At 40.3% G+C, this 20058-nt stretch carries 17 protein-coding genes and 1 pseudogene; 4 read left to right on the top strand and 14 right to left on the bottom strand.

Annotated features, from left to right (window positions below):
• Nucleotides 1-60 precede the first annotated feature (60 nt).
• A pseudogene (locus KQI87_RS15535) lies at nucleotides 61-918 on the bottom strand (LarC family nickel insertion protein); the annotation flags it as partial.
• Nucleotides 919-1193: 275 nt separating this feature from the next.
• On the opposite strand from KQI87_RS15535, the gene KQI87_RS15530 reads away from it, so the two are divergent.
• Complete coding sequence (locus KQI87_RS15530) at nucleotides 1194-2252, top strand: LacI family DNA-binding transcriptional regulator (protein WP_216460895.1); 1059 nt, start codon at nucleotides 1194-1196, stop codon at nucleotides 2250-2252.
• A 50-nt stretch (nucleotides 2253-2302) separates the two neighbouring features.
• Here KQI87_RS15530 and KQI87_RS15525 read toward each other — a convergent pair whose 3' ends face one another.
• From KQI87_RS15525 to KQI87_RS15485, 9 genes are all read right to left on the bottom strand, one after another.
• The gene (locus KQI87_RS15525) at nucleotides 2303-3364 is read right to left on the bottom strand and encodes an SIS domain-containing protein (protein WP_216460894.1); all 1062 of its coding nucleotides are present in this window, start codon (nucleotides 3362-3364) and stop codon (nucleotides 2303-2305) included.
• 60 nt (nucleotides 3365-3424) lie between these two features.
• Nucleotides 3425-4276, bottom strand: a complete 852-nt coding sequence (locus KQI87_RS15520) for a class II fructose-bisphosphate aldolase (RefSeq protein ID WP_216460893.1) — start codon at nucleotides 4274-4276, stop codon at nucleotides 3425-3427.
• A gap of 35 nt (nucleotides 4277-4311) precedes the next feature.
• Complete coding sequence (locus KQI87_RS15515) at nucleotides 4312-5331, bottom strand: LacI family DNA-binding transcriptional regulator (RefSeq protein WP_216460892.1); 1020 nt, start codon at nucleotides 5329-5331, stop codon at nucleotides 4312-4314.
• A gap of 108 nt (nucleotides 5332-5439) precedes the next feature.
• The gene (locus KQI87_RS15510; RefSeq protein WP_216460891.1) at nucleotides 5440-6453 is read right to left on the bottom strand and encodes an ABC transporter substrate-binding protein; all 1014 of its coding nucleotides are present in this window, start codon (nucleotides 6451-6453) and stop codon (nucleotides 5440-5442) included.
• Between the two features lie 93 nt (nucleotides 6454-6546).
• The gene (locus KQI87_RS15505) at nucleotides 6547-7338 is read right to left on the bottom strand and encodes an ABC transporter ATP-binding protein (RefSeq protein WP_055152213.1); all 792 of its coding nucleotides are present in this window, start codon (nucleotides 7336-7338) and stop codon (nucleotides 6547-6549) included.
• Entirely contained in the window at nucleotides 7317-8099 is a 783-nt protein-coding gene (locus KQI87_RS15500; protein ID WP_118569765.1) for an ABC transporter permease, read from the bottom strand. Before KQI87_RS15500 ends, KQI87_RS15505 begins: the two co-directional genes overlap by 22 nt.
• A gap of 54 nt (nucleotides 8100-8153) precedes the next feature.
• Entirely contained in the window at nucleotides 8154-9320 is a 1167-nt protein-coding gene (locus KQI87_RS15495) for a diphosphate--fructose-6-phosphate 1-phosphotransferase (RefSeq protein ID WP_055200301.1), read from the bottom strand.
• Nucleotides 9321-9714: 394 nt separating this feature from the next.
• A complete protein-coding gene (locus KQI87_RS15490; RefSeq protein ID WP_055152218.1) occupies nucleotides 9715-10284 on the bottom strand; it encodes a chromate transporter in 570 nt (189 codons plus the stop codon).
• Complete coding sequence (locus KQI87_RS15485) at nucleotides 10281-10856, bottom strand: chromate transporter (protein WP_118611040.1); 576 nt, start codon at nucleotides 10854-10856, stop codon at nucleotides 10281-10283. Before KQI87_RS15485 ends, KQI87_RS15490 begins: the two co-directional genes overlap by 4 nt.
• Nucleotides 10857-11127: 271 nt before the next feature.
• Between KQI87_RS15485 and KQI87_RS15480 the strand changes: the two genes are divergently transcribed.
• Complete coding sequence (locus tag KQI87_RS15480; protein WP_216460890.1) at nucleotides 11128-12171, top strand: LacI family DNA-binding transcriptional regulator; 1044 nt, start codon at nucleotides 11128-11130, stop codon at nucleotides 12169-12171.
• 289 nt (nucleotides 12172-12460) lie between these two features.
• Here the strand turns inward: KQI87_RS15480 and KQI87_RS15475 are convergent, their stop codons facing one another.
• A complete protein-coding gene (locus KQI87_RS15475; protein WP_216460889.1) occupies nucleotides 12461-15607 on the bottom strand; it encodes an ATP-binding protein in 3147 nt (1048 codons plus the stop codon).
• Nucleotides 15608-15909: 302 nt separating this feature from the next.
• Between KQI87_RS15475 and bioB the strand changes: the two genes are divergently transcribed.
• Both bioB and KQI87_RS15465 read left to right on the top strand, forming a co-directional pair.
• A complete protein-coding gene (bioB, locus tag KQI87_RS15470; protein ID WP_216460888.1) occupies nucleotides 15910-16881 on the top strand; it encodes a biotin synthase BioB in 972 nt (323 codons plus the stop codon).
• A 29-nt stretch (nucleotides 16882-16910) separates the two neighbouring features.
• Nucleotides 16911-17456, top strand: a complete 546-nt coding sequence (locus KQI87_RS15465; protein WP_216460887.1) for a biotin transporter BioY — start codon at nucleotides 16911-16913, stop codon at nucleotides 17454-17456.
• Nucleotides 17457-17513: 57 nt separating this feature from the next.
• Here the strand turns inward: KQI87_RS15465 and KQI87_RS15460 are convergent, their stop codons facing one another.
• From KQI87_RS15460 to KQI87_RS15450, 3 genes are all read right to left on the bottom strand, one after another.
• Nucleotides 17514-18062 (bottom strand): phosphatase PAP2 family protein, encoded by a 549-nt coding sequence (locus KQI87_RS15460; RefSeq protein WP_216460886.1) that lies wholly within the window; start codon nucleotides 18060-18062, stop codon nucleotides 17514-17516.
• A 149-nt stretch (nucleotides 18063-18211) separates the two neighbouring features.
• Entirely contained in the window at nucleotides 18212-19039 is an 828-nt protein-coding gene (locus tag KQI87_RS15455) for a carbohydrate ABC transporter permease (protein ID WP_178762164.1), read from the bottom strand.
• Nucleotides 19032-19931, bottom strand: coding sequence for a carbohydrate ABC transporter permease (locus tag KQI87_RS15450; protein WP_117675981.1), 900 nt, complete (start codon nucleotides 19929-19931; stop codon nucleotides 19032-19034). The genes KQI87_RS15455 and KQI87_RS15450 overlap by 8 nt, the downstream gene beginning before the upstream one ends.
• Nucleotides 19932-20058 lie beyond the last annotated feature (127 nt).

Here is a 20058-nt window from a genome sequence, read left to right as displayed (position 1 = left end):
TTTTTTAATCAACGAATTCCATGCAAATTTGCCTGGAATCTGCGCAAACGTTTTCTAAGAAATAATCATTGCTCTGAGGATTCCGGGACATTCATACTGACGTTTTCCGGCTCCAATCCCTATTTTCTTTATTTCAAATTCCTCCGGAAGCTTATCTTTCGTTCTTATTGCTGCCACAATAGCAGCACCTGTAGGTGTTACAAGTTCCCCCTCAACAGCTGTCACCTTTATACACAAATGATTTTCGCTTATCACATTCGCAACTGCAGGAACAGGAATTGGTAAAATTCCATGCTGACAGCGGACAGTTCCGCAGCCTTCATAAAGTACAGGTACAACTACATCCGTAATATCCAGATTATCCAGACAGACTGCCACAGATACAATATCTACAATGGAATCAACTGCCCCGACTTCATGAAAATGTACCTGCTCCACAGGCACATCATGTGCCTTGCTCTCTGCTTTTGCAAGAATCTCAAATATTCTCAAAGCAATCTTTTTTGCATTGTCAGTCATTGCACTATGTTCTATAATATGTGCAATTTCTTTCACCCCTCTATGTTCATGGTGATGATGACAATGCGCAGATTCTGTCTCATGTGCACATACATGGTCTGCAGCAATATGTTCATGTATATGAATCTCAGACTCTCCCGCAGTATTCTCATTATGACCATGCAGATACTTCATATCATGATCATGATTTTCATGATCTTTATCTAACATAACGTCAAAATCACAGGCTGCAATTCCGGATTTTACCACTTTGCCGGTTTTTATCTGAAACCCTGATACAGGAAGACTTTGCAGTACCCTGTCCAAAACTGCCTTATCCGCCCCCAGATCAAGAAGTGCACCGACAGTCATATCACCACTAATCCCTGAATAGCACTCTAAATACAATGTTTTCCCCATAAATTTAAGCACCTCCACTTTAGTTTTATGTACTCTATCAAAAATTATATAAGTTTTTACTTTTTTATCAATAACTTTGAGTTGATTTTGCATTCAAAGTACGCAAACGTTTTCTTTCTTTTTATTGTTTTTTTTTATAAATTTACTGTATAATTAAAGTCGTTCAGAACCCCCCGACGGGGTTCTGAACGACTTTTTTAAAACAGAAGACTCTGATTTTCTGTTTTGCACATAGTTTTAGAAAATAGTCGTATAAAAGATTGCGGGGAGTTATTATGACATTAAAAGAAATTGCCAGGCAGGCAAATGTCTCTGTTTCTACGGTTTCCAGAGTAATAAACCAGAAAAATACAAAAGCGGCAAGTCCGGAAGTTCAGGAACGTATATGGGAAATCGTACGCAAAAGCGGTTATACTCCCAATGCGACAGCCCGAAGCCTCAAATTAGGACAAAAAGCTCAAATTCAGAATACAACGCCCAAATCCATTGCCTGTATTTATGCAAGAAGTAATTCCGCTGTTTCCGATCCATTCTTCTCACAGATTGCAAAAGCGATTGAACAGGAGGCCTTCAAAAGCAACTATTTTATCCGTCAGTCATTTACAGCCATGGATATTGCAAATCCCGATATGGCACGACAACTTGCTCAATTTCCTGTAGACGGAATCGTAATTCTGGGACGATATGAGAAACAGCTGTTGCGCTTCTTTACTCAAAATTATAAAAATGTGATTTATACAGGTCTGAATCCAATGGGAACCCAATATGACCAGGTAGTTTGTGACGGAAGTGATATTTCCTATAGTGCCCTTTCCTATCTTGTGGAACTCGGACATACGAAAATCGGTTATGTAGGTGAACAGAATAATGAAGTACGTTTCAGCGGTTATAAAGATGCACTTGCTAAACTTGGTCTTCCGTTTTTGCAGAAAAATACCAGTAATGTACATCTTTCTGCAGATGGCGGTTACAAAGGTGCTAATATCCTGATGCACAATAAGGCAGATATCTCTGCAATTTTCTGTGCCAACGATACCACTGCTATCGGAGTCATTCACGCATTAAAAGAAAAAAATTTTCGAATACCGGAAGATATTTCTGTTATCAGCGTAGATGATATAGAGACAGCTCAGTATCTTTCTCCCATGCTGACCACAGTACATATTCCTCTGGAGGAACTTGGAAGAATAACTGCAAAAACCCTGATCGACCGTATTAACGGCGGACATCGCCTTCCCATGCGTATCTCTCTTCCATTTTACATTGCCAAAAGAGACAGTTGCGGAAAACTTAACAGAAGACGTAAGACTTTTGCAAGTCTTCCTCCTCAGTAATAGAAAAGACTCCCGGTATCACTTCTTCCTGCCGGGAGTCTTTTCTTTAATTATTTCAATACAATAGCCTGTGTCAGGTGTCTCGGTGAATCTGCATCCAGATTCTTGCTGTCTGCAATATAATATCCCAGAAGCTGTCCGATAAATCCGATGATCGCACTGTACTGCATATCATTCCAGCCTTTATCCATGGAATATACATAATCAGCGATCTGATCAAAGGTATCTCCCAGTTCTCCGCCAAGAACTGCAACTGTTGCACCGTAACTCTTCATCTGCTCCATAAGTGCTTTGTCACCATCTCTGCAGGCTTTATTGCTTAAGCACACGATCAGTGTATTTTCATCTACAAGACTCATTGGTCCATGACGGTATTCCAGATCATAATATCCTTCAGAATTGCTGAGTCCCATTTCTTTCATCTTATTCATACATTCATTGGCAACACCATAATAAATACCCTGTCCAAGAATAATGTAGAGATTCAGGTTTTTATGCTCATTCATGATTTTTGCAGACAGTTCATCCATTTCTTTCAGAACCTTTTCAGAATATGGAGCATAATCTTTCATTGCAGCAATTTCATCTTTCTTACCACCTATATACATAGCCATGATAACTGCCATATATAACATACTTGTGAAAGAACGGGTCATGATAACACTGTCTTCAGCTGTATCCGGTGAAAGAATGTAATAGTCATTATATTTTTCACTGTCTTTATCACAGGTAATAGCCAGTGTAGTAACCTGAGGATAAGTACGAACTTTATCAATAGCCATTCTTACTTCTGTAGTATAGCTTTTTCTGGTGATCGGAAGGATCAGCACATTTCTTCCTTCTTTTACATAAGTTTCCGGGAAATAATACAGCTCAGAGCATGGAACTCCCTTTGCCGGAATTCCTGTATAAGTGGAAAAAGCTGCTGCTGAAGCCTGTGCCAGGTAAAGAGAAGTTCCACATCCTGTAAAGATCAGCTCATCATATTTTTTCTCATCGAAGAATACCTTGTCCAGAGTTTTGAAAATATCCTCCAGAGTATCATTGACAGCCTGAAAAGAAGCCGGCTGCTGATACATTTCTTTATAAGTCAGTTCACTGTTTTTTTTCATTTATATTTCCTCCTGAATTTAATTTTCCCTTGTGATTTTATTTTAATTGCTTTTATCTTCTCAGGCCTTTCCTTCTGAACCTGCAAGACGGATGATCTTTTTGATGTCTTCTGTCAGAGCATCATTTGCAAGCTGTGACAGTTTCCATGAATGTCCCTGATGATTTGTCTTCAATGCTTCTTCATAATGTTCTACATATTTATAACGGATTTCTGTACCAAAGTTAATTTTCGCAACACCAAGTTTAATAGCTTCTTTGATGATATCTTCTCTCATACCTGTACATCCATGAAGAACAAATGGAATATCTGTAAATTTCCTTACTTCTTCCAGAACTTCCAGTTTGATATCCGGTTCACCCTTATAATATCCATGAGCATTTCCGATTCCAATAGCCAGAGAATCCGGCTGACACAGATTCAGGAACTGACGAACCTGCTCCGGATTTGCTACATTTTTATTCTCCATCTGAGCACCGGCTTCATCTAATCTTAAAAGTTCTCCGATCTCTGCTTCCACAGGAATATCGAAACATTTTGCCACCTTGATCACTTCATTTGTGAGTCTGGCATTTTCTTCAATCGGTTTTGTAGAGCCATCGATCATCAGAGAAGTAAATCCATTCTTTAATGATTTCATGCAGATATCAAAGCTGTCACCATGATCCAGATGGATCGCAATCGGTACACTTACTTTATTTGCACACCATTTACATACTTCTACAAACCAGTCATCTCCGGAATATGCTCCTGTAGCTACATAATGAGCCAGGATCGCAGGTGAATGCATTTCTTCCGCTGCTCTGCAGATTGCCCAGATAATATCATAGTTTCCACCCTGTGTATTCATTGCCGGTACTGCATAATGTTCTCTGCGTGCCTTTTCCAGCATTTCCTTGCTTGTAACTAACATACCTTCACTTCTTTCTCCTGCCTTTACAGCAGGTTTTATTTATTTTTGTTTTTCTCTGTGCTTTCCCGTATAATAAGTCTCGCTGCAAAACTTATTTCTTTATCCAATTTTTCATTTCGAATCAATGCAAGAAGTGCTTCCATTGCAGCTCTTCCCACTTCTTCTTTTTGAATCTCTACAGTTGTAAGAGTCGGACTTACATAATTACTTATAAAATCATTATCAAATCCTATCACCAACAGATCATCCGGCACTTTTTTTCCCATCTTTCGCGCTACAGAAAGCGCTACAGCTGCCAGCTCATCATATCGCGCCACTACTGCATCAATAGAAGAATTTTTTTCCAGCAAAGACCGCAGCTTTTCTTCAAGTTCTTTTATATTCTCACATCCGGAAATCTTCTGTTCCGGTGCAAAAACAATTCCCAGGTCTTTTACCTGATCCAAAAATCCCTTCAAATGAATATCCCTGTCACAAGGTTTTCCCAGTTTATCAAGATAAATAAAATTTCTGCATCCATTTTTTGACAAATGTCGGACACACTCCCTGCTGCCTTCATAAAGTCCCGTGTCCACCAGAACCGTATCCTGAAGTTCGCAGTTAATCTCCCGGTTTAAAAACAGTACCATAGGAATCCCTGACTTTACCAGAAGTTTCAGTTGACTGTCTGTTACACCGGATGCACTGACAAACAGACCATCGAACTGTCTGCTGAGAATATGGCTTACAAATTCATCTTCCTTCTGACTTTCACAAAGAGAAATCATATACCCCTGTCTGTAGGCATCCCGGCTCATCTGGCTTACCATTTCAGAAAAGTAGCCACTGCTCAGTTCTTCTGCAATAAAAAGAATTTGCAGACTGCCCTTTCCGTGAAGAGCCCTGGCAATATTATTAGGCTGATACTGTAACTTTTCCACAGCTTCAAGGACACGCTGTCTTTTTTCTTCTTTTACATAACGATTTTTATTAAGTACATACGAAACAATAGTTTCAGATACCCCTGCCTCTTCTGCGACATCTTTTCTCGTTACTTTCCTTTGTCTGCTTTCCACCGTCTTGTTCCTTTCCGGAGCATTTTCTTTATTTCCGATATACACACGAGTGTATATTTTCTCAAAGATTACACAGACATTGCTGTCTGTGTAATCCTGTAATCTTTATTATTCTTCTGCGCAAGCTTCTTCCATTACATCGAAAAGAACATAATTATCAACTGGTGTTTCTTCACAGTCACCGCTCTCAACAAATGATTTCTGCTGTAGTTCATAATAGCCTTTGACATCATCCATATGATCCCTGATGAATTCACTTGTTGTCCAGTCTGCTACTTCTACCTGATCAAGAAGGGAATTTTTTTCAAGTTTAATCTTGTCAGCAATCCAGCCGCACACTTCATCATCATGGCTGTGGTCTGCACGATAGTCAAATCCTTTGTAAAGAGCTCTTGCAAATCTTACAAGTACGTCATGATTTTCTTCAGCATATTTCGGCATTGCAATCCAGCTTGCAAGAGATACAGTTTGATCAATAAATGTTTTGTTATCTGTCAGCTGTACACCATCATCTCCAAGTTCCTCAAGAACTTTCAAAGAGTTCGGTACCCATGTTGCACACGCATCAACACTGCCAGAAAGCATTGCTGTTACAATGTTTGTTGCATCCATATCCATTGCTGTGATATCATCCATCGTCATACCTCCTTTTGCAAGGGTTTTATTCAGGATATCTTCACTGGATGTTCCAGAGGAATAAGCAATTGTTTTTCCTTTTAATCCTTCAATTGTATCTGTTCCTTTTTCTTTGCTTCCGATTACAGCATCACCATTGGATACATGTGCCAGTGCAAAGATATCAGCCTTACCGTTGATGCAGAGTTTATGAGCTCCCTGTCCGATATATCCTACATCAATAGATCCTGATTCCATAGCCTGAATGATTGTCGGTCCATCGGAGAACTCTGTAAGCTGTACATCAATGTTCTCATCATCAAAATATCCAAGTTCAATTGCAGAGATAAGACCATTTAAGCTTGCATAATCAGGCATATAAGCTACATTTACAGTTACTTTTTCCGGTTCTTCCTCTGTCGCTGCACTTACGCCCATTGCTCCGCCACAAATGACCATAGATGCTGTTACTGCCATTGCTGCTAACTTTTTCCATGTTTTTCTCATTGTCCTACTTCCTTTCTTTTCCGCTTTTTAGGGTAGTATTTAATAGTTTCTCTTTATTCTAAACCGTCCCATACCGGCAACGGCCAAAATTCATTATTTTCTTACTTCCAGATATTCCTGATATACCTGACTCCAGATATGATTTTTCAATTCCATAAATCTCGGGCTCATCTTTGTCTCCTGATCACGTGGATATGGAATATCGATATCTACAATATCTTTAATACGTCCAGGTCTGGCACTCATAACGATAACTCTCTGAGCCAGAATGATTGCCTCATCTACATCATGCGTGATAAAGAAACATGTTTTTCTTTCACTTTCCCATGTTTTCAGAAGTTCTGTCTGCAGCTGGGTTCTTGTCTGGGCATCCAGAGCTCCGAATGGCTCATCCATAAGAAGAACTTCAGGTTTTACAGCATAGGCTCTTGCAATTGCAACACGCTGTTTCATACCACCGGAGAGTTCCTTTGGATAATGATTTACGAAATCTTCAAGCTGTACCATCTTGATATATTTCATTGCAATTTCTTTTGCTTCAGCATCGCTCTTGCCCTGCAGTTTCAAGCCAAACATAACATTTTTCAGAACTGTCAGCCATGGGAACAATGCATACTGCTGGAATACAACGCCTCTCTCTGTACCTGTTCCCTCGATCTTTTTGCCGTCAATGTATACAGCTCCACTGGTTGGAGTATCCAGTCCTGCGATAATATTCAGCAATGTAGATTTACCGCATCCGGAAGGTCCTACCACACAGATAAATTCATTTTCTTTAATATCAAGATTAACTCCGTTTAATGCAGTCATCTCGCCCTTACGGGTCTGATAAATCTTTTTAACGTTATCAATCTTAAGTTTTGTCACTCTCTCTTCTCCTGCCATCCTGTTAACCTTCCTTCTAAGAATTTAATGATTTTTTCCATTACCAGTCCGATGATACCAATGATGATGATATACATCAGCATGCCTGCTGTTTCAAAACTGTTTGCCAGAGAACGGATTCTCATTCCAAGTCCGGCAGTAGCTCCTGTTGTTTCTGCTGCGATCAATGTTGTCAGTGCAACGGAAATACCAAGTCGAACAGCTGTTAAAATAAACGGGGTTGTTGCCGGGAAAATAACTTTTACAAATATATCTCTGTCTTTTGCGCCAAGAACTCTGGCTGCTTTTACTAAAGTATTATCAATGTTTCTTACACCCTGATAGATTGTAACTGTCATGATCAGGAATGTTGCGATCCAGATAACGATGATCTGTGGTTTTCTACCAACACCAGCTGTAATAACTACCAACGGTACATATGCCAGAGGTGGGATGTTACGAATAAACTGAATCCATGGTTCCAGAACTCCTCTGACCGGCAGGTACCATGCCATAAGAAATGCAACCGGTACTGCGGTTATAAAGCCGAGTGCAAATCCGGCCAGGATTGAAATCATTGAACTACAAAAATCCTGTCCCAGTGCCCCATTATCAATCATTCGTTTGGCTGCCTCAAGAATAGCCGGAATAAACGGGAAGCTTCGTGCTGTTTTTGGATTAATGGATAATGCATACCATAACAGGATTGCTGCTGCAAGGGAAATCAGTACCCATGCCCATCCCGGGATAGACTGCATTACTCCTTTTTTCTTTTTTTCCATAGTTACTCTCCTTTCAATGGAACATTTTCATTTTTGTTTTGTATATTTTTCGTTTTAAAGATAATCCTTGAAGTTCAGGAATTCCGGAAGTGGATCTCCGATCAGCGGGCGACACCAGTCAACAAATTCCTGTGTTACATCGTTACCTCTTTCATTTATAAAATTGTCAGGCATCTTCCGTTCATAAAGCATAACTTCTTTGATAGGAACAAGCTTTGTTTTCATCTGATACACCGTTCCCGGGACCCGTTCAAAACCTACCATCACTCCGCTGTTTCCTTCAACAGCACTCCTCAGTGCAACTGTGCCGGCCTGTCTTGCTTCTTCTCTGTCCACCGGTGACTGAAGTGCTACAGAAGCTCTTCCGCAAAGTCCGGGTTTTTCGCTTCTTGCTTTTACGCCAAGTTTCTTAACTACCAGATTCGCAAGATGTGAACTTACATCTCCATAATAAACAGCTCTTTCTGATTTAAAGATCGGAGGAACAATAGATTCTCCATTTGCATCATGAAGTCCCTCACTTACCAGAACTACTACTCCACCCTGCTTTTTCTGAAGTCTGGATACATCCTCAAGAAACTCATCTTCATTAAAGTTTCGTTCCGGCAGATAGATCAGGTGAGGAGCATCTCCCTGTTTCCTTCTTGCAAGTGCGGAAGCTGCTGTGATCCATCCTGCATTTCTTCCCATGGCTTCCATAATACATACATGAATGGGAAGGGATTTTACATCTTCACCAACTTCCTGGGTAGAAGCTGCAATAAATCTTGCCGCACTTCCATATCCTGGTGAGTGATCTGTCATTGCGATATCATTGTCAATCGTTTTTGGAATTCCAACAACTTTGATATCCTGATCCTTACAGACCTCATAAATATGTCCGCATGCATCCATAGTTCCGTTTCCGCCATTCAGAAGAACATATTTAATATCATGTTTTTTAAAGATATCCACCATTTTTTCATAATCTTTTTCATATAGAGGATATCTGGAAGATCCAATTGCCGAAGCAGGTGTATGCAAAAGAAGTTTCAATTTTTCATCATCAAACGAAGTCAAATCTATGAAAGTTTCTGAAAAAATTGCTCCGGTTCCACCAATCGCTCCGTAAACTTTTCCAACCTCCGGATTTCGTTTTGCTTCTTCGATCACACCGTAAAGGGATGCATTGATGACTGCTGTAGGCCCACCTCCATGTACCACTAATACATTTTGTGACATATTCCATTTTCCTTTCTTTGTTCATTGTGCATTTTACAATAAACTTTTTGTTTTTCCTGAATATGTTTTATTTATTTTTACTTTGTATTCTTATCTTAACATATTTTTTCAAAAACAAAAGCACAATTAAAGAAAACGTTATCTGGATATTTTGTATAATTTGTCATGTTATTTTTTGTCTATTTTTTATTATTATTTTATATTATTCTTTATTTTTCCGTCCGTTTTCACTTTTTTTCAAAGATCTGTACCCATTTTACCGGTTTATAAAAGATAAAGAGGTCAAAAAGACTCTGATCTTTTTGACCTCTTTATTTTCTGTTGTTATATACCTGATTAATTTGACTATTTGCAGTCCGTCATTACACAAACGTTTGCTTTATCATATAGTGATTTACGCTTTTTTTACAGCGCTCAAAACCACATTTGCCACACCACACAAAACCATTGCAAGTATAGGATTTATTTTAAATTTACGAAGCAGTACCAACGCGATCACAAAAAATATAATCATTTCCACACATACATTCTGGCGTATAAGATTTACAGTACCATCAATAAAAAATGCAGAAATTAAAATCGTTACCCCTGCTTTGGCGATCATCGATACAACTGCCGGTCTGAGAGATGCCAGTGTTCCCTGAAGTAAGGACATATTCCGATACTTCATATAAACATATGCCAACAAGGTTACAATAATACAGGATGGAAGAATACATCCCAATGTAGCAATTACTGCACCTAAGATTCCCGCTATCTGCATCCCTACAAAGGTGGCAGAGTTTACCGCAATCGGTCCCGGTGTCATTTCAGCGATCGTTATCAGATTCGTAAATTCACTCATGGAAAGCCAGCTGTGCAGATTCACCACCTGTTCCTGTATCAGCGGCATTGCAGCATATCCTCCGCCAAAGCTCAATGCACCGACCTGAAGGAAACTTAAAAAAAGCTGAATATAGATCATTTATCTCTGCCTCCTTTTACTATTGTCCGTACCATTCCAAATACAGCTACCGAAAGTATTATATAGATAATGTTAATATTCAGGAAATAGCTGAGACAGAAGCTGATAATCATTATCACCACATTAACCCAGTCCTTTGACTTTACAACATTTTTCCCCATATCATACACTACAGACATAATAACTGCTCCAACTCCCGCAGTCATTCCTTTTAATAATGCCGCTATATAATAATTGGAACAAAACGCATCATAAAATACAGAAATGACAGATAAGATCACCATAGGAGGAATGATCGCTCCAATGACAGATACCAGCATTCCCGGTATGCCGGCAAGCTTATACCCCACAATAATCGCTCCGTTTACTGCGATTGCTCCAGGCGAAGACTGGGCGATCGCAACCAGATCCAGCATTTCATCTTCTTCGATCCAGTGATAATGATCCACAAATTTTTCTTTCAGCAAAGTAACAATTACATAACCGCCGCCGAAAGTAAATGTGCTGAGATACAGACATGCAAAAAATAATTTTCGTAGTACATATCCTTTACTTTTTGGTTTTTCTTCCATTATGATTCCCCCAATTTCAATACATTCTTATAAGAATCCGAACATTTTCCGAAATTCTTATAGTTTCTGATTTTATCTTATCATGTACTGTAAAAAAATCATTCTTTTTATCAGCAAACGTTTGCCTTATATTTTCTCACATTTTCCATATTATAGCTATTTTTTTCTTCTGAAATCCGCTATACTTATCATTGTAATTACAAATTACCACAACAATACGGCATCTTTATGCCGTCCTAAAAGATTTAGTAACCAGGAAAGGAGATCTCCTATGACACTGAGAGAAATTGCGGCAGAGGCAGGCGTATCGATTTCAACAGTCTCACGCGTGATCAACCAGAATACTAAAAGTCCTGTCAGCAAGGAAGTCCAAGACCGAATATGGGAAATAGCCAAACGTACTAATTATGTCCCAAGGCATTCCAAGAAAAATACTTCCGATTCATCTGACCTGTCTTCCACAGAACAGCTTCATTCCATTGCCTGTCTTTTTGCACGAGTTCCGGATGGAGCCTCAGATTATTTTTTCTCTACATTGGCAAAAAGTATTGAACAGGAGGCGTTTCGTCACAATTATATTTTAAAATATACCTTTTCTGCTTTTGATATCGACGACCCTTTTACTCTAAGATTAATTGCAAGTAATAATATTGACGGCATTGCCGTTTTAGGTCGTTGTGATAAAGAACTTCTGAAATTTCTGAAAAAACATTTTCAGTATGTTGTTTATTCAGGGCTGAATAATCTTGACGCAAAATATGATCAAATTATATGTGATGGAACACAGATCAGTTATGATGTCGTAACCCGTCTTATTGAACAGGGACATACCAAAATCGCTTACATAGGCGAAACTCAAAACGAAAACCGATATGCCGGTTATTGTTCTGCTTTAGCCGATGCCGGCATTTCCGTCAATCAGAAATATATAGCCAATATTGTTCATTCCACGGAAGAAGGATATAAAGGTGTTCATCATCTTCTGAACAATGGCTGTGATGCAACTGCTTTCTTCTGTGCGGATGACATAACAGCAATCGGCGCAATGAAAGCAATCAAAGAACATGGACTTCACATCCCGGAGGACGTATCAGTTGCCAGCATAGATGATATTGATACCGCTCAGTATCTGACCCCTCCATTAACAACCACACATATTCCTCTTGATGAAATGGGACAGATGGCAGCCAAAGTGCTGATTGACCGTATTGAAGGCGGGCATACAAAGCATTTAAAAATATTATTTCCTTATGATATCATGGAACGTAAGAGTACTGCTGCCTTACGTAAAATCCATGACAATCCTCAAAAATAATTTGCTTATAGCAATCCTCGTAAATAATGCATCTTAATCCAATTAATTCTGCAGTGGGTGAACGCAAAAAAGAAGGTGCAAACCACATTTCTATGATTTGCACCTTCTCTTATTCTATGTCAGTAGCCCAATCTCAGAGAAAACTCTTTCAGCAATCAGTCTTATCAGCCTTCATGTGATGGACTCTCAGTTCTGTGACTTACGCCTTTCTCTACTCATATTTTCGTCATCCGGACTTTTAACTCTGCTTATGATAATTTACTGATTGCAACAGACCTTACAGATGGCATCACCTTCCACAGCACTCCACAATGGCTTTTTCCACATCCTCTATCTGGAAAGGTTTTGCCAGATGTGCGGTCATGCCGGCTGCGAGACATCTTTTTGCGTCTTCCTCAAATGCATTTGCAGTCATTGCAATGATCGGAATTGTTTTTGCATCTGGCCGGTCCATGGCACGTATGGCTTTTGTTGCTGCAATGCCATCCATAACAGGCATCATAACATCCATCAATATGGCATCAAAGGTTCCCGGAGGATTACTTTCGAAGTGCTCCACTGCCTGTCTGCCGTTTTTTACAACTGTAACCTTGGCACCGTCATCTGTCAGCAGCATTTCTACGATTTCTGCATTAAGCTCATTATCCTCGGCTGCCAGCAGATGCAATCCACGAATATCATATTTCTCAGCAATTTCCTTATCCTTTTTCTGTTCCCGCGCAATCTCAAAAGGAATAGTAATGACAAACACAGACCCAACTCCCACCTGACTTGTCACTTCAATACTTCCATTCATCTGCTCAATCAATCCCCTGGCAATCGCCATTCCCAGACCGGTTCCCTGATAAACACTCCGGGCATCTGTTTTTTCCTGTGAAAACGGATCAAAAATATGGCTCAGGAACTCCGGACTCATCCCTATACCTGTATCAGAAATCGTCCATCTGTATGTACAGATTCCATCATGTACATCTGCTGCCTCCATTACCGTAGTGATCTTTCCTCCCGGTCGGTTATACTTAATACAGTTTCCATAGATATTCAGAAAAATCTGACGAAGATGCAGTGAGCTTCCATAGACATACGGATAAGGAATATCCTCCTTATTTTTCTCATAAATCCACTGAATATCCCCATCTGCTGCCTTGTGCGTGATAATGCTCTCAATCTCATAGATCAGGTCTTTGAGACAGATATATTCATGTGTCAGAACAATATGACCTTCCTCTATTTTACTCATCTGCAGAACATCATTGATAAGGGAGAGCAAATAATCCGCTGCTATCTTCATCTTTTTATGATTTTCCCGTAGCAGTGCCTTATCCTCAAAATGAGTCTCGTCAATCTTTAACAGACCAATCATACCATTCAGAGGTGTCCTGATATCATGGCTCATACGGCTGAGGAAATTCGTTTTTGCCCTGCTCTCGGCACGCATCTCATTGAAGGCTGCCTGAAGGCGCGCCTGTTCCTGCTCATCCCGTTCATGCCTCTGTGTGGTATCCTGCAACAGAATGATTGCATAGATCATGGGTACCTCAGCAAGGATTTCTGTATCAAACATCACCACTCTGGTCATAAGAACTGTTTTCTGTACCCATCGGATACTTCCATCATCTTCGCGGGCACAATACTCCACGGACATATTTGTTTCTCCGTTTTCAAACCTCTTACGCAGCTTTTCACAATTATCGGTCATACAGTAACCGGCAATTGTTTCCTGGGTGATTTTTTTCTCATATTCCCAACAGTAATCCTGATAAGAACATGGAAGCGGGTAGTCCATAAAAAGCTCCCGGCTCTTCTGTTCTTTTCCATTCAGTACGATTCTTCTTTCCAAAACATCCTTTGTCAGATTTACTGTATAGATCACATCTGACAATTCCAGAAGTGCATCCACATAGCTGTCATTTTCCAGGATAGACTGTTTCAGCTGTTCATAATAAAGCTGCAGCTGCTCTTTTGCCCCTGTCTGGCCTTCAGAAGTCTTTCGGATGGTTTCAAATGCCAGAAGAAAATGATGCAGCTTTTTGTCCTCATCCCAGTCCACCGGAATCAGTGTCAGGCGGTTATATGCCCCCTGTTTTCCGATATTATACTCATATTCCAGCACATCTTCCTTCGTATGCATCTTCTTTTGAAGCTCCGAAATCTGCAGTCCTTCACGGATATCTGCCTGACAGGACTTTTCAATCTGTTCCTCTATGATCTGTTCCACAGCACCGGAATATGCACCATCAGAGGCCAGGAAAAAATTTTCACTGGAACGAATCGCCCGATAGGTATCCATCCTGGCATCACAATACAGACAGTCTGAGAAATTACTGCCATGCTGATTAAGCAGCTTTAACAGCTGATATCCCTGGTGCTTTTCTGCTGCAGCCTCTTCCCTTTTTACATGATTCTTATTGATATACATGTTTTTGTCTGCGCAATTAAACAACTCTCTCATTGTACTTCCGGGAAAATCGCCGGCCAGTGCAAATCCCACCGCATAGCTTAAAGGAGTATCCGGATACACTCTGGATTCCTCTGTCATATCCCTGCGCACCTTTTCAAGACACTGTGTCATCTGTTCCCTGTCCAGTCCATGGGTAACTGCAAGAAATTCATCTCCACCTGCTCTTCCCACAAACTGCTCAGCCGGCATGGAATCCCGCAGGCAGATAGCAAATCTACGGATATAGGCATCACCGGCTTCATGACCTCTGCTGTCATTAATACGCCGGAGATTATTAAGATCAAAACTGCAGACACCGGTATCTGCATCCGGTTCTTCCTCACTCAGTAATTCTTCACATTTATTTTTGTTCGGAAGTCCTGTCGCATCATCCAGATATACTTTTCGCTGCAGCAGACGGTTCATTGCAGCATATTGTATTGCTTTTATGAACTCATATCCAATCAGCAGCATCAGCACAACTATATCTGCTGTGATATATTTTTCAAGCAATGATAAGGACGTGGCTTTTTTCTGCGAATATTTTTCAGCCAGACCTGTTGCTTCATCACAGATCACAAAAAACTTCTCGCTTTCCGGAATAATATCTGTGTTTCTGGCCCCTTTAAATCTCACAAGATGAATTTTCTTATACAGGTCAGAGAATTTATCATCCAGTTCCTGCATTTTATTCTGAAAATCAACATCATCGAGACGCACAAGATTTAATTCATCATTTCCATTTCGCAAACCGTCAATAAAAGTTCTTATCTCATGGATCATCTCATTTTCCTGCTGCGTGGAAAGCTCCAGTTTTATAAGTCTCTGTGTCTCTCCCCTGACTAAACCGGTATAATTTACAATACGGGCCGTTCCCTGAATATCTGAGACAATTCCCATCATTATGATAATAAGGATAGCCAGAATAACTGCCAGAACACCGATACTGATCTGAATAATACTTGATTTCTTTTTCTTATTCTTTATTTCGGACATGGCCTTCCCCCTTTTGTTTTATTTTGGCAAAATACTTTCTGCACTCTATCTATTTTACCGTACTTTTTTCATTATGCCTACCACAAATTTATTACTACGGTAACTATAGCAATTCCATAAAATAATGCAACCACTCTCTAATACTATTCTCTGATTCATAACTCAAGTTAATGACATTGTGTGTGAACAGTAACTAACCAACCAGGATTGTAAACTTTATTTTTATATATAGTTGACATTTCTCGCTTTTATATGTTACAGTGATATCCGTACAAATTTTTTCAGGGAAGGAAGGTATCACTATGAATCCTGATTTTTACGAAAACGAGGGTCATTCTATTTCCAGAGAACAGGCAATTGCTATTTTAAATACTCCGGATGAGAAGCTTGACGAACTGATCGAACGCGCCAAAAGTTTACGTTATAAATATAAAGGAAATCGTGTAAGTATCCATATCCTCACAAATGCACGAAGCGGAAACTGTTCACAGGACTGCGCTTACTGCGCACAGTCCTGCCGCTCTACAGCAGATATTGATAAATACAAATGGGTAGATGAAGATAAGCTGTATCAGGACAATGATTTTGTAAACGATTATCATTTATCCAGACACTGCATTGGTCTGAGCGGTATGAAATTTACAGACAAAGAAATTGAAGAACTTGCACGCAGAATCCACAAGATGAAAGAACATGGAACACATCTCTGCTGCTCTATCGGATTCCTGACAGAAAAACAGGCCAGAATGCTGAAAGAAGCCGGTCTGGACCGAATAAACCATAACCTGAACAGCAGCCGTTCCTATTATCACAATATTTGCAGTACACACACTTTTGAACAGCGTGTACAGAATATCCATATGCTTCAGGGACTGGGATTTGAAATCTGCAGTGGCGGGATCATTGGTATGGGTGAAAGTAAAGAAGATGTGGTTGATATGCTTCTCGAACTGCGCGAAATCCAGCCTGAGGCACTGCCAATCAACTTCCTGCTGCCGATTAAGGGAACTCCGCTTGGAAATGCCGATATCTCCGTTCTGACAACAGAGTATTGCATGAAAGTCCTCTGCCTTGCAAGGCTTCTCGTACCAAAATCTGATATCCGCTGCGCTGCCGGAAGAGAAGTTTACTTCAAAGGTGAAGAAAAAAAATTACTCAGCGTTGTTGATTCCATCTTTGCATCCGGCTATCTGACAGAAGGCGGTCAGGGAATCGAAGATACTTTAAAAACTATCACAGATGCAGGATTTACTTACGAAATTGAATCCGCATGATCGACAAACTTAAAAGGAGAGTTTTTAACATGAACCAGACACAAAGCATTACTGCACCTCGCAGCAAAACCTACGAAATAACCATGACCGCACTGATGGCAGCAGTCACCTGTATTCTTGCCCCACTGTCTATTCCAATCGGCCCGGTTCCAATCTCATTCACCAACCTGGCAATCTACCTGTCCCTGTATCTTCTCGGATGGAAAAAAGGAACCATCAGTTATCTGATTTATCTTCTGCTCGGACTTGTTGGCCTTCCGGTATTCTCCGGCTTCACAGGCGGTCCGGCCAAACTGGCAGGTCCTACAGGCGGATACATCATCGGATTTATCGTAATGGCAGTCATTGCCGGACTGGTAATCGACAACTGCCGCAAACCATGGATCCAGCTTATAGGTATGATTGTCGGAACCATCGTATGCTACCTTTTCGGAACCATATGGTTCTGTCTGGTTGCAGATTACACCTTCAAAGCAGCTCTGGCTGTCTGCGTAATCCCGTTCATCCCGGCAGATCTGGTAAAAATGATCATCGCCATGATCGTCGGACCAATGATAAAGAAAAGAATACGGTAATATTTCTCCAATACACGCACAAAAGGGTACAGGTCATAGATAACCTGCACCCTTTTATTATACCTGTCTTTCGCTTTTTCCTCCTGTCAGCACTTTTCTTCTGGTATGGACAAACCGATATCCCAGATATCCTGATACAGCACCTGCAAGGACTCCGCCAAGAACATCTGTGGGATAATGCACATACAGGTACAATCTTGATATCCCAATCAGGCAGGCAAGAACCAGAACCGGTTTCCACAGCTTCTTTTCTCCTGCCATATATAAAGCAGTTACCGAAGCAAATGCCGCTGCTGTATGTCCTGACGGAAAAGAATAATCATGAAGTCTGGATACCAGAAGCTGCACTCCTGTATTTACATCATAAGGTCTTGTCCTCGCCACCAGATTTTTTAATATTACATTGCAAAGCAATAAATCTATTATCAAAGCGGCCGCCATAACTGCACCTGTTTTTCTCATTTTAGGAATCAGAAGAAATACTATCGTCATCACGATCCATATAATCCCCGCATTTCCCAAACTTGTAATAAACACCATCAATTTGTCCAGAAACGGCGTGTGCAAAGTCTGGAACCAGTCCAGAATATTTAATTCAATGCCCATAACTTTTCTCCCATTCTTTCAGCATATGCCTTATTTTACCCTATTTTTTCCTGTATGCCTACTGAAATTTAAATGTATTTATAGACAGACAAAAAACACCCGGCAAAATTACTTTTCGTAATCTGCCGGGTGTTCTCTTTTTCAGTTTTTTATTTGACTGCTCCGGTAATACCTTCTGCAAACTGTTTCTGTAATACAAAGAATACGATCATTGTAGGAATAGAACAGAACAATACGCCGCACATCAGCATACCATAATCTGTCACATAACCTGTGATCAGGTTGGCGATCAGCATTGGCATGGTCATCGCTTTGTTGTCTGTCATGATTACCTTTGGCCACAGATAAGAGTTCCATGCATTCATAAAGGTAATAACAGCAGCTGCCGCATATGTAGATTTCATTGTAGGAATGAACATCTGGAAGAAAATCCTTACTTCGCTGAGTCCGTCAATACGTGCAGCTTCAATAATATCAACCGGGAATGATCTGGCATTCTGGCGGAACATCATGATCATAAACGGCGTGGAAATAATCGGAAGGATAAAACCTACTGCTGTATTCAGAAGTCCTGCCTTGGAAAACATTTTGAACAACGGAACCATAGTTGCAACCTGCGGAACCATCATAGCCAGAAGCAGGATTGAAAATACTCTGTCTTTCCACTTATCATGGTAAACTTCAAATCCGTAACCTGCAATAGAGCAGACCAGAAGACAGATCACTGTAGTAAGGATTGCATAAAAGAAAGAGTTTCCAAGTGCTCTCCACAGTGGCTGCTGGGCTGTAAGATTACGGAAGTTTTCCATAAAATGACTTCCCGGAATGATTCGTCCACGTGACACATCTGTGGATGTATTAGTTGCGGCTGAGATCATCCAGTATAATGGAAATACTGAAATAAATGACACGATGATCAGAAAAATATAAGTTGGGATCAATCTTCTCTGAATGGCTGATTTGTTTTTCTTAGTCACGTGTATCACCTACTTTCAAATTAATAAATGCAAGTACAGCTACCATAATGAATATGATAAATGACATTGCTGCTGCATATCCAAAGTTTGGTACGTTAATAAAACATGTATTGTAAATATAGTGGGACATTGTGATTGTTGAGTTTGCCGGTCCACCCTTTGTCAGGTTGACAGACTCATCGAACAGCTGCAGTGTACCATTAATTGACATGATGAATGTCATGATAATTGTCGGTTTCAGAAGCGGAACTGTAATCTTCCAGAAAGTCTTCCAGCCATTGGCACCGTCAATCTTGGCTGCTTCATATACAGAATATTCGATATTCTGAAGTCCTGCCAGATAGAACACCATGTTATATCCTGTCCATCTCCAGATCAGCGCAAGGATAATTACAATCTTGGCACTGGCGGAATTTCCCAGGAAATTATAGCCGGTAGATAAGATTCCAAGTTTGATCAGAATACTATTGATCAGACCATCTGTAGCAAACATGGAACGGAAGATCAACGAATAAGATACCAGGGATGTCGCACATGGAAGAAATACACAGGTACGGAAAAATCCCTTAAATTTCAAATCTTTGTTATTCAGAAGCTGTGCCAGAAGAATTGCCAGTATCAGCATGATTGGCACCTGAATGATCAGATACAGGAATGTATTTGCAATAGACTGCTGAAATACCTTGTCTGCCAGAATACGTTTATAGTTGCTGAAGATCGGATCTGCAAATCTCATATTTGCTCCGGCTCCGGTCTGCAGGGAAATGATAAATGCACGTATCATTGGATAAAAGCTCATGATCGCGATCATGATAGTTGCAGGGGCCAGAAACATCCATCCTGCAGCTCTCTGCTTGCCAAGCAGAGACATACCTTTTTTCTTGGAATTCACGTGAACTCCTCCTTTCAAAAAACTCTGTAACTGTTCAGCATTTTGCCGGACAATTACCAACTCTTTGCAGTAAAATGGGGGACTGCTGGCAGTCCCCCGCACTTACCTGTTTTCATTCACTTAATTA

Source organism: Blautia sp. MSJ-9 (genome assembly GCF_018919065.1).
Taxonomy (GTDB): Bacteria; Bacillota; Clostridia; order Lachnospirales; family Lachnospiraceae; genus Blautia_A.
The sequence above is the reverse complement of the archived record's forward strand: the minus strand, read 5'-3'. Positions and strand labels throughout refer to the sequence as shown.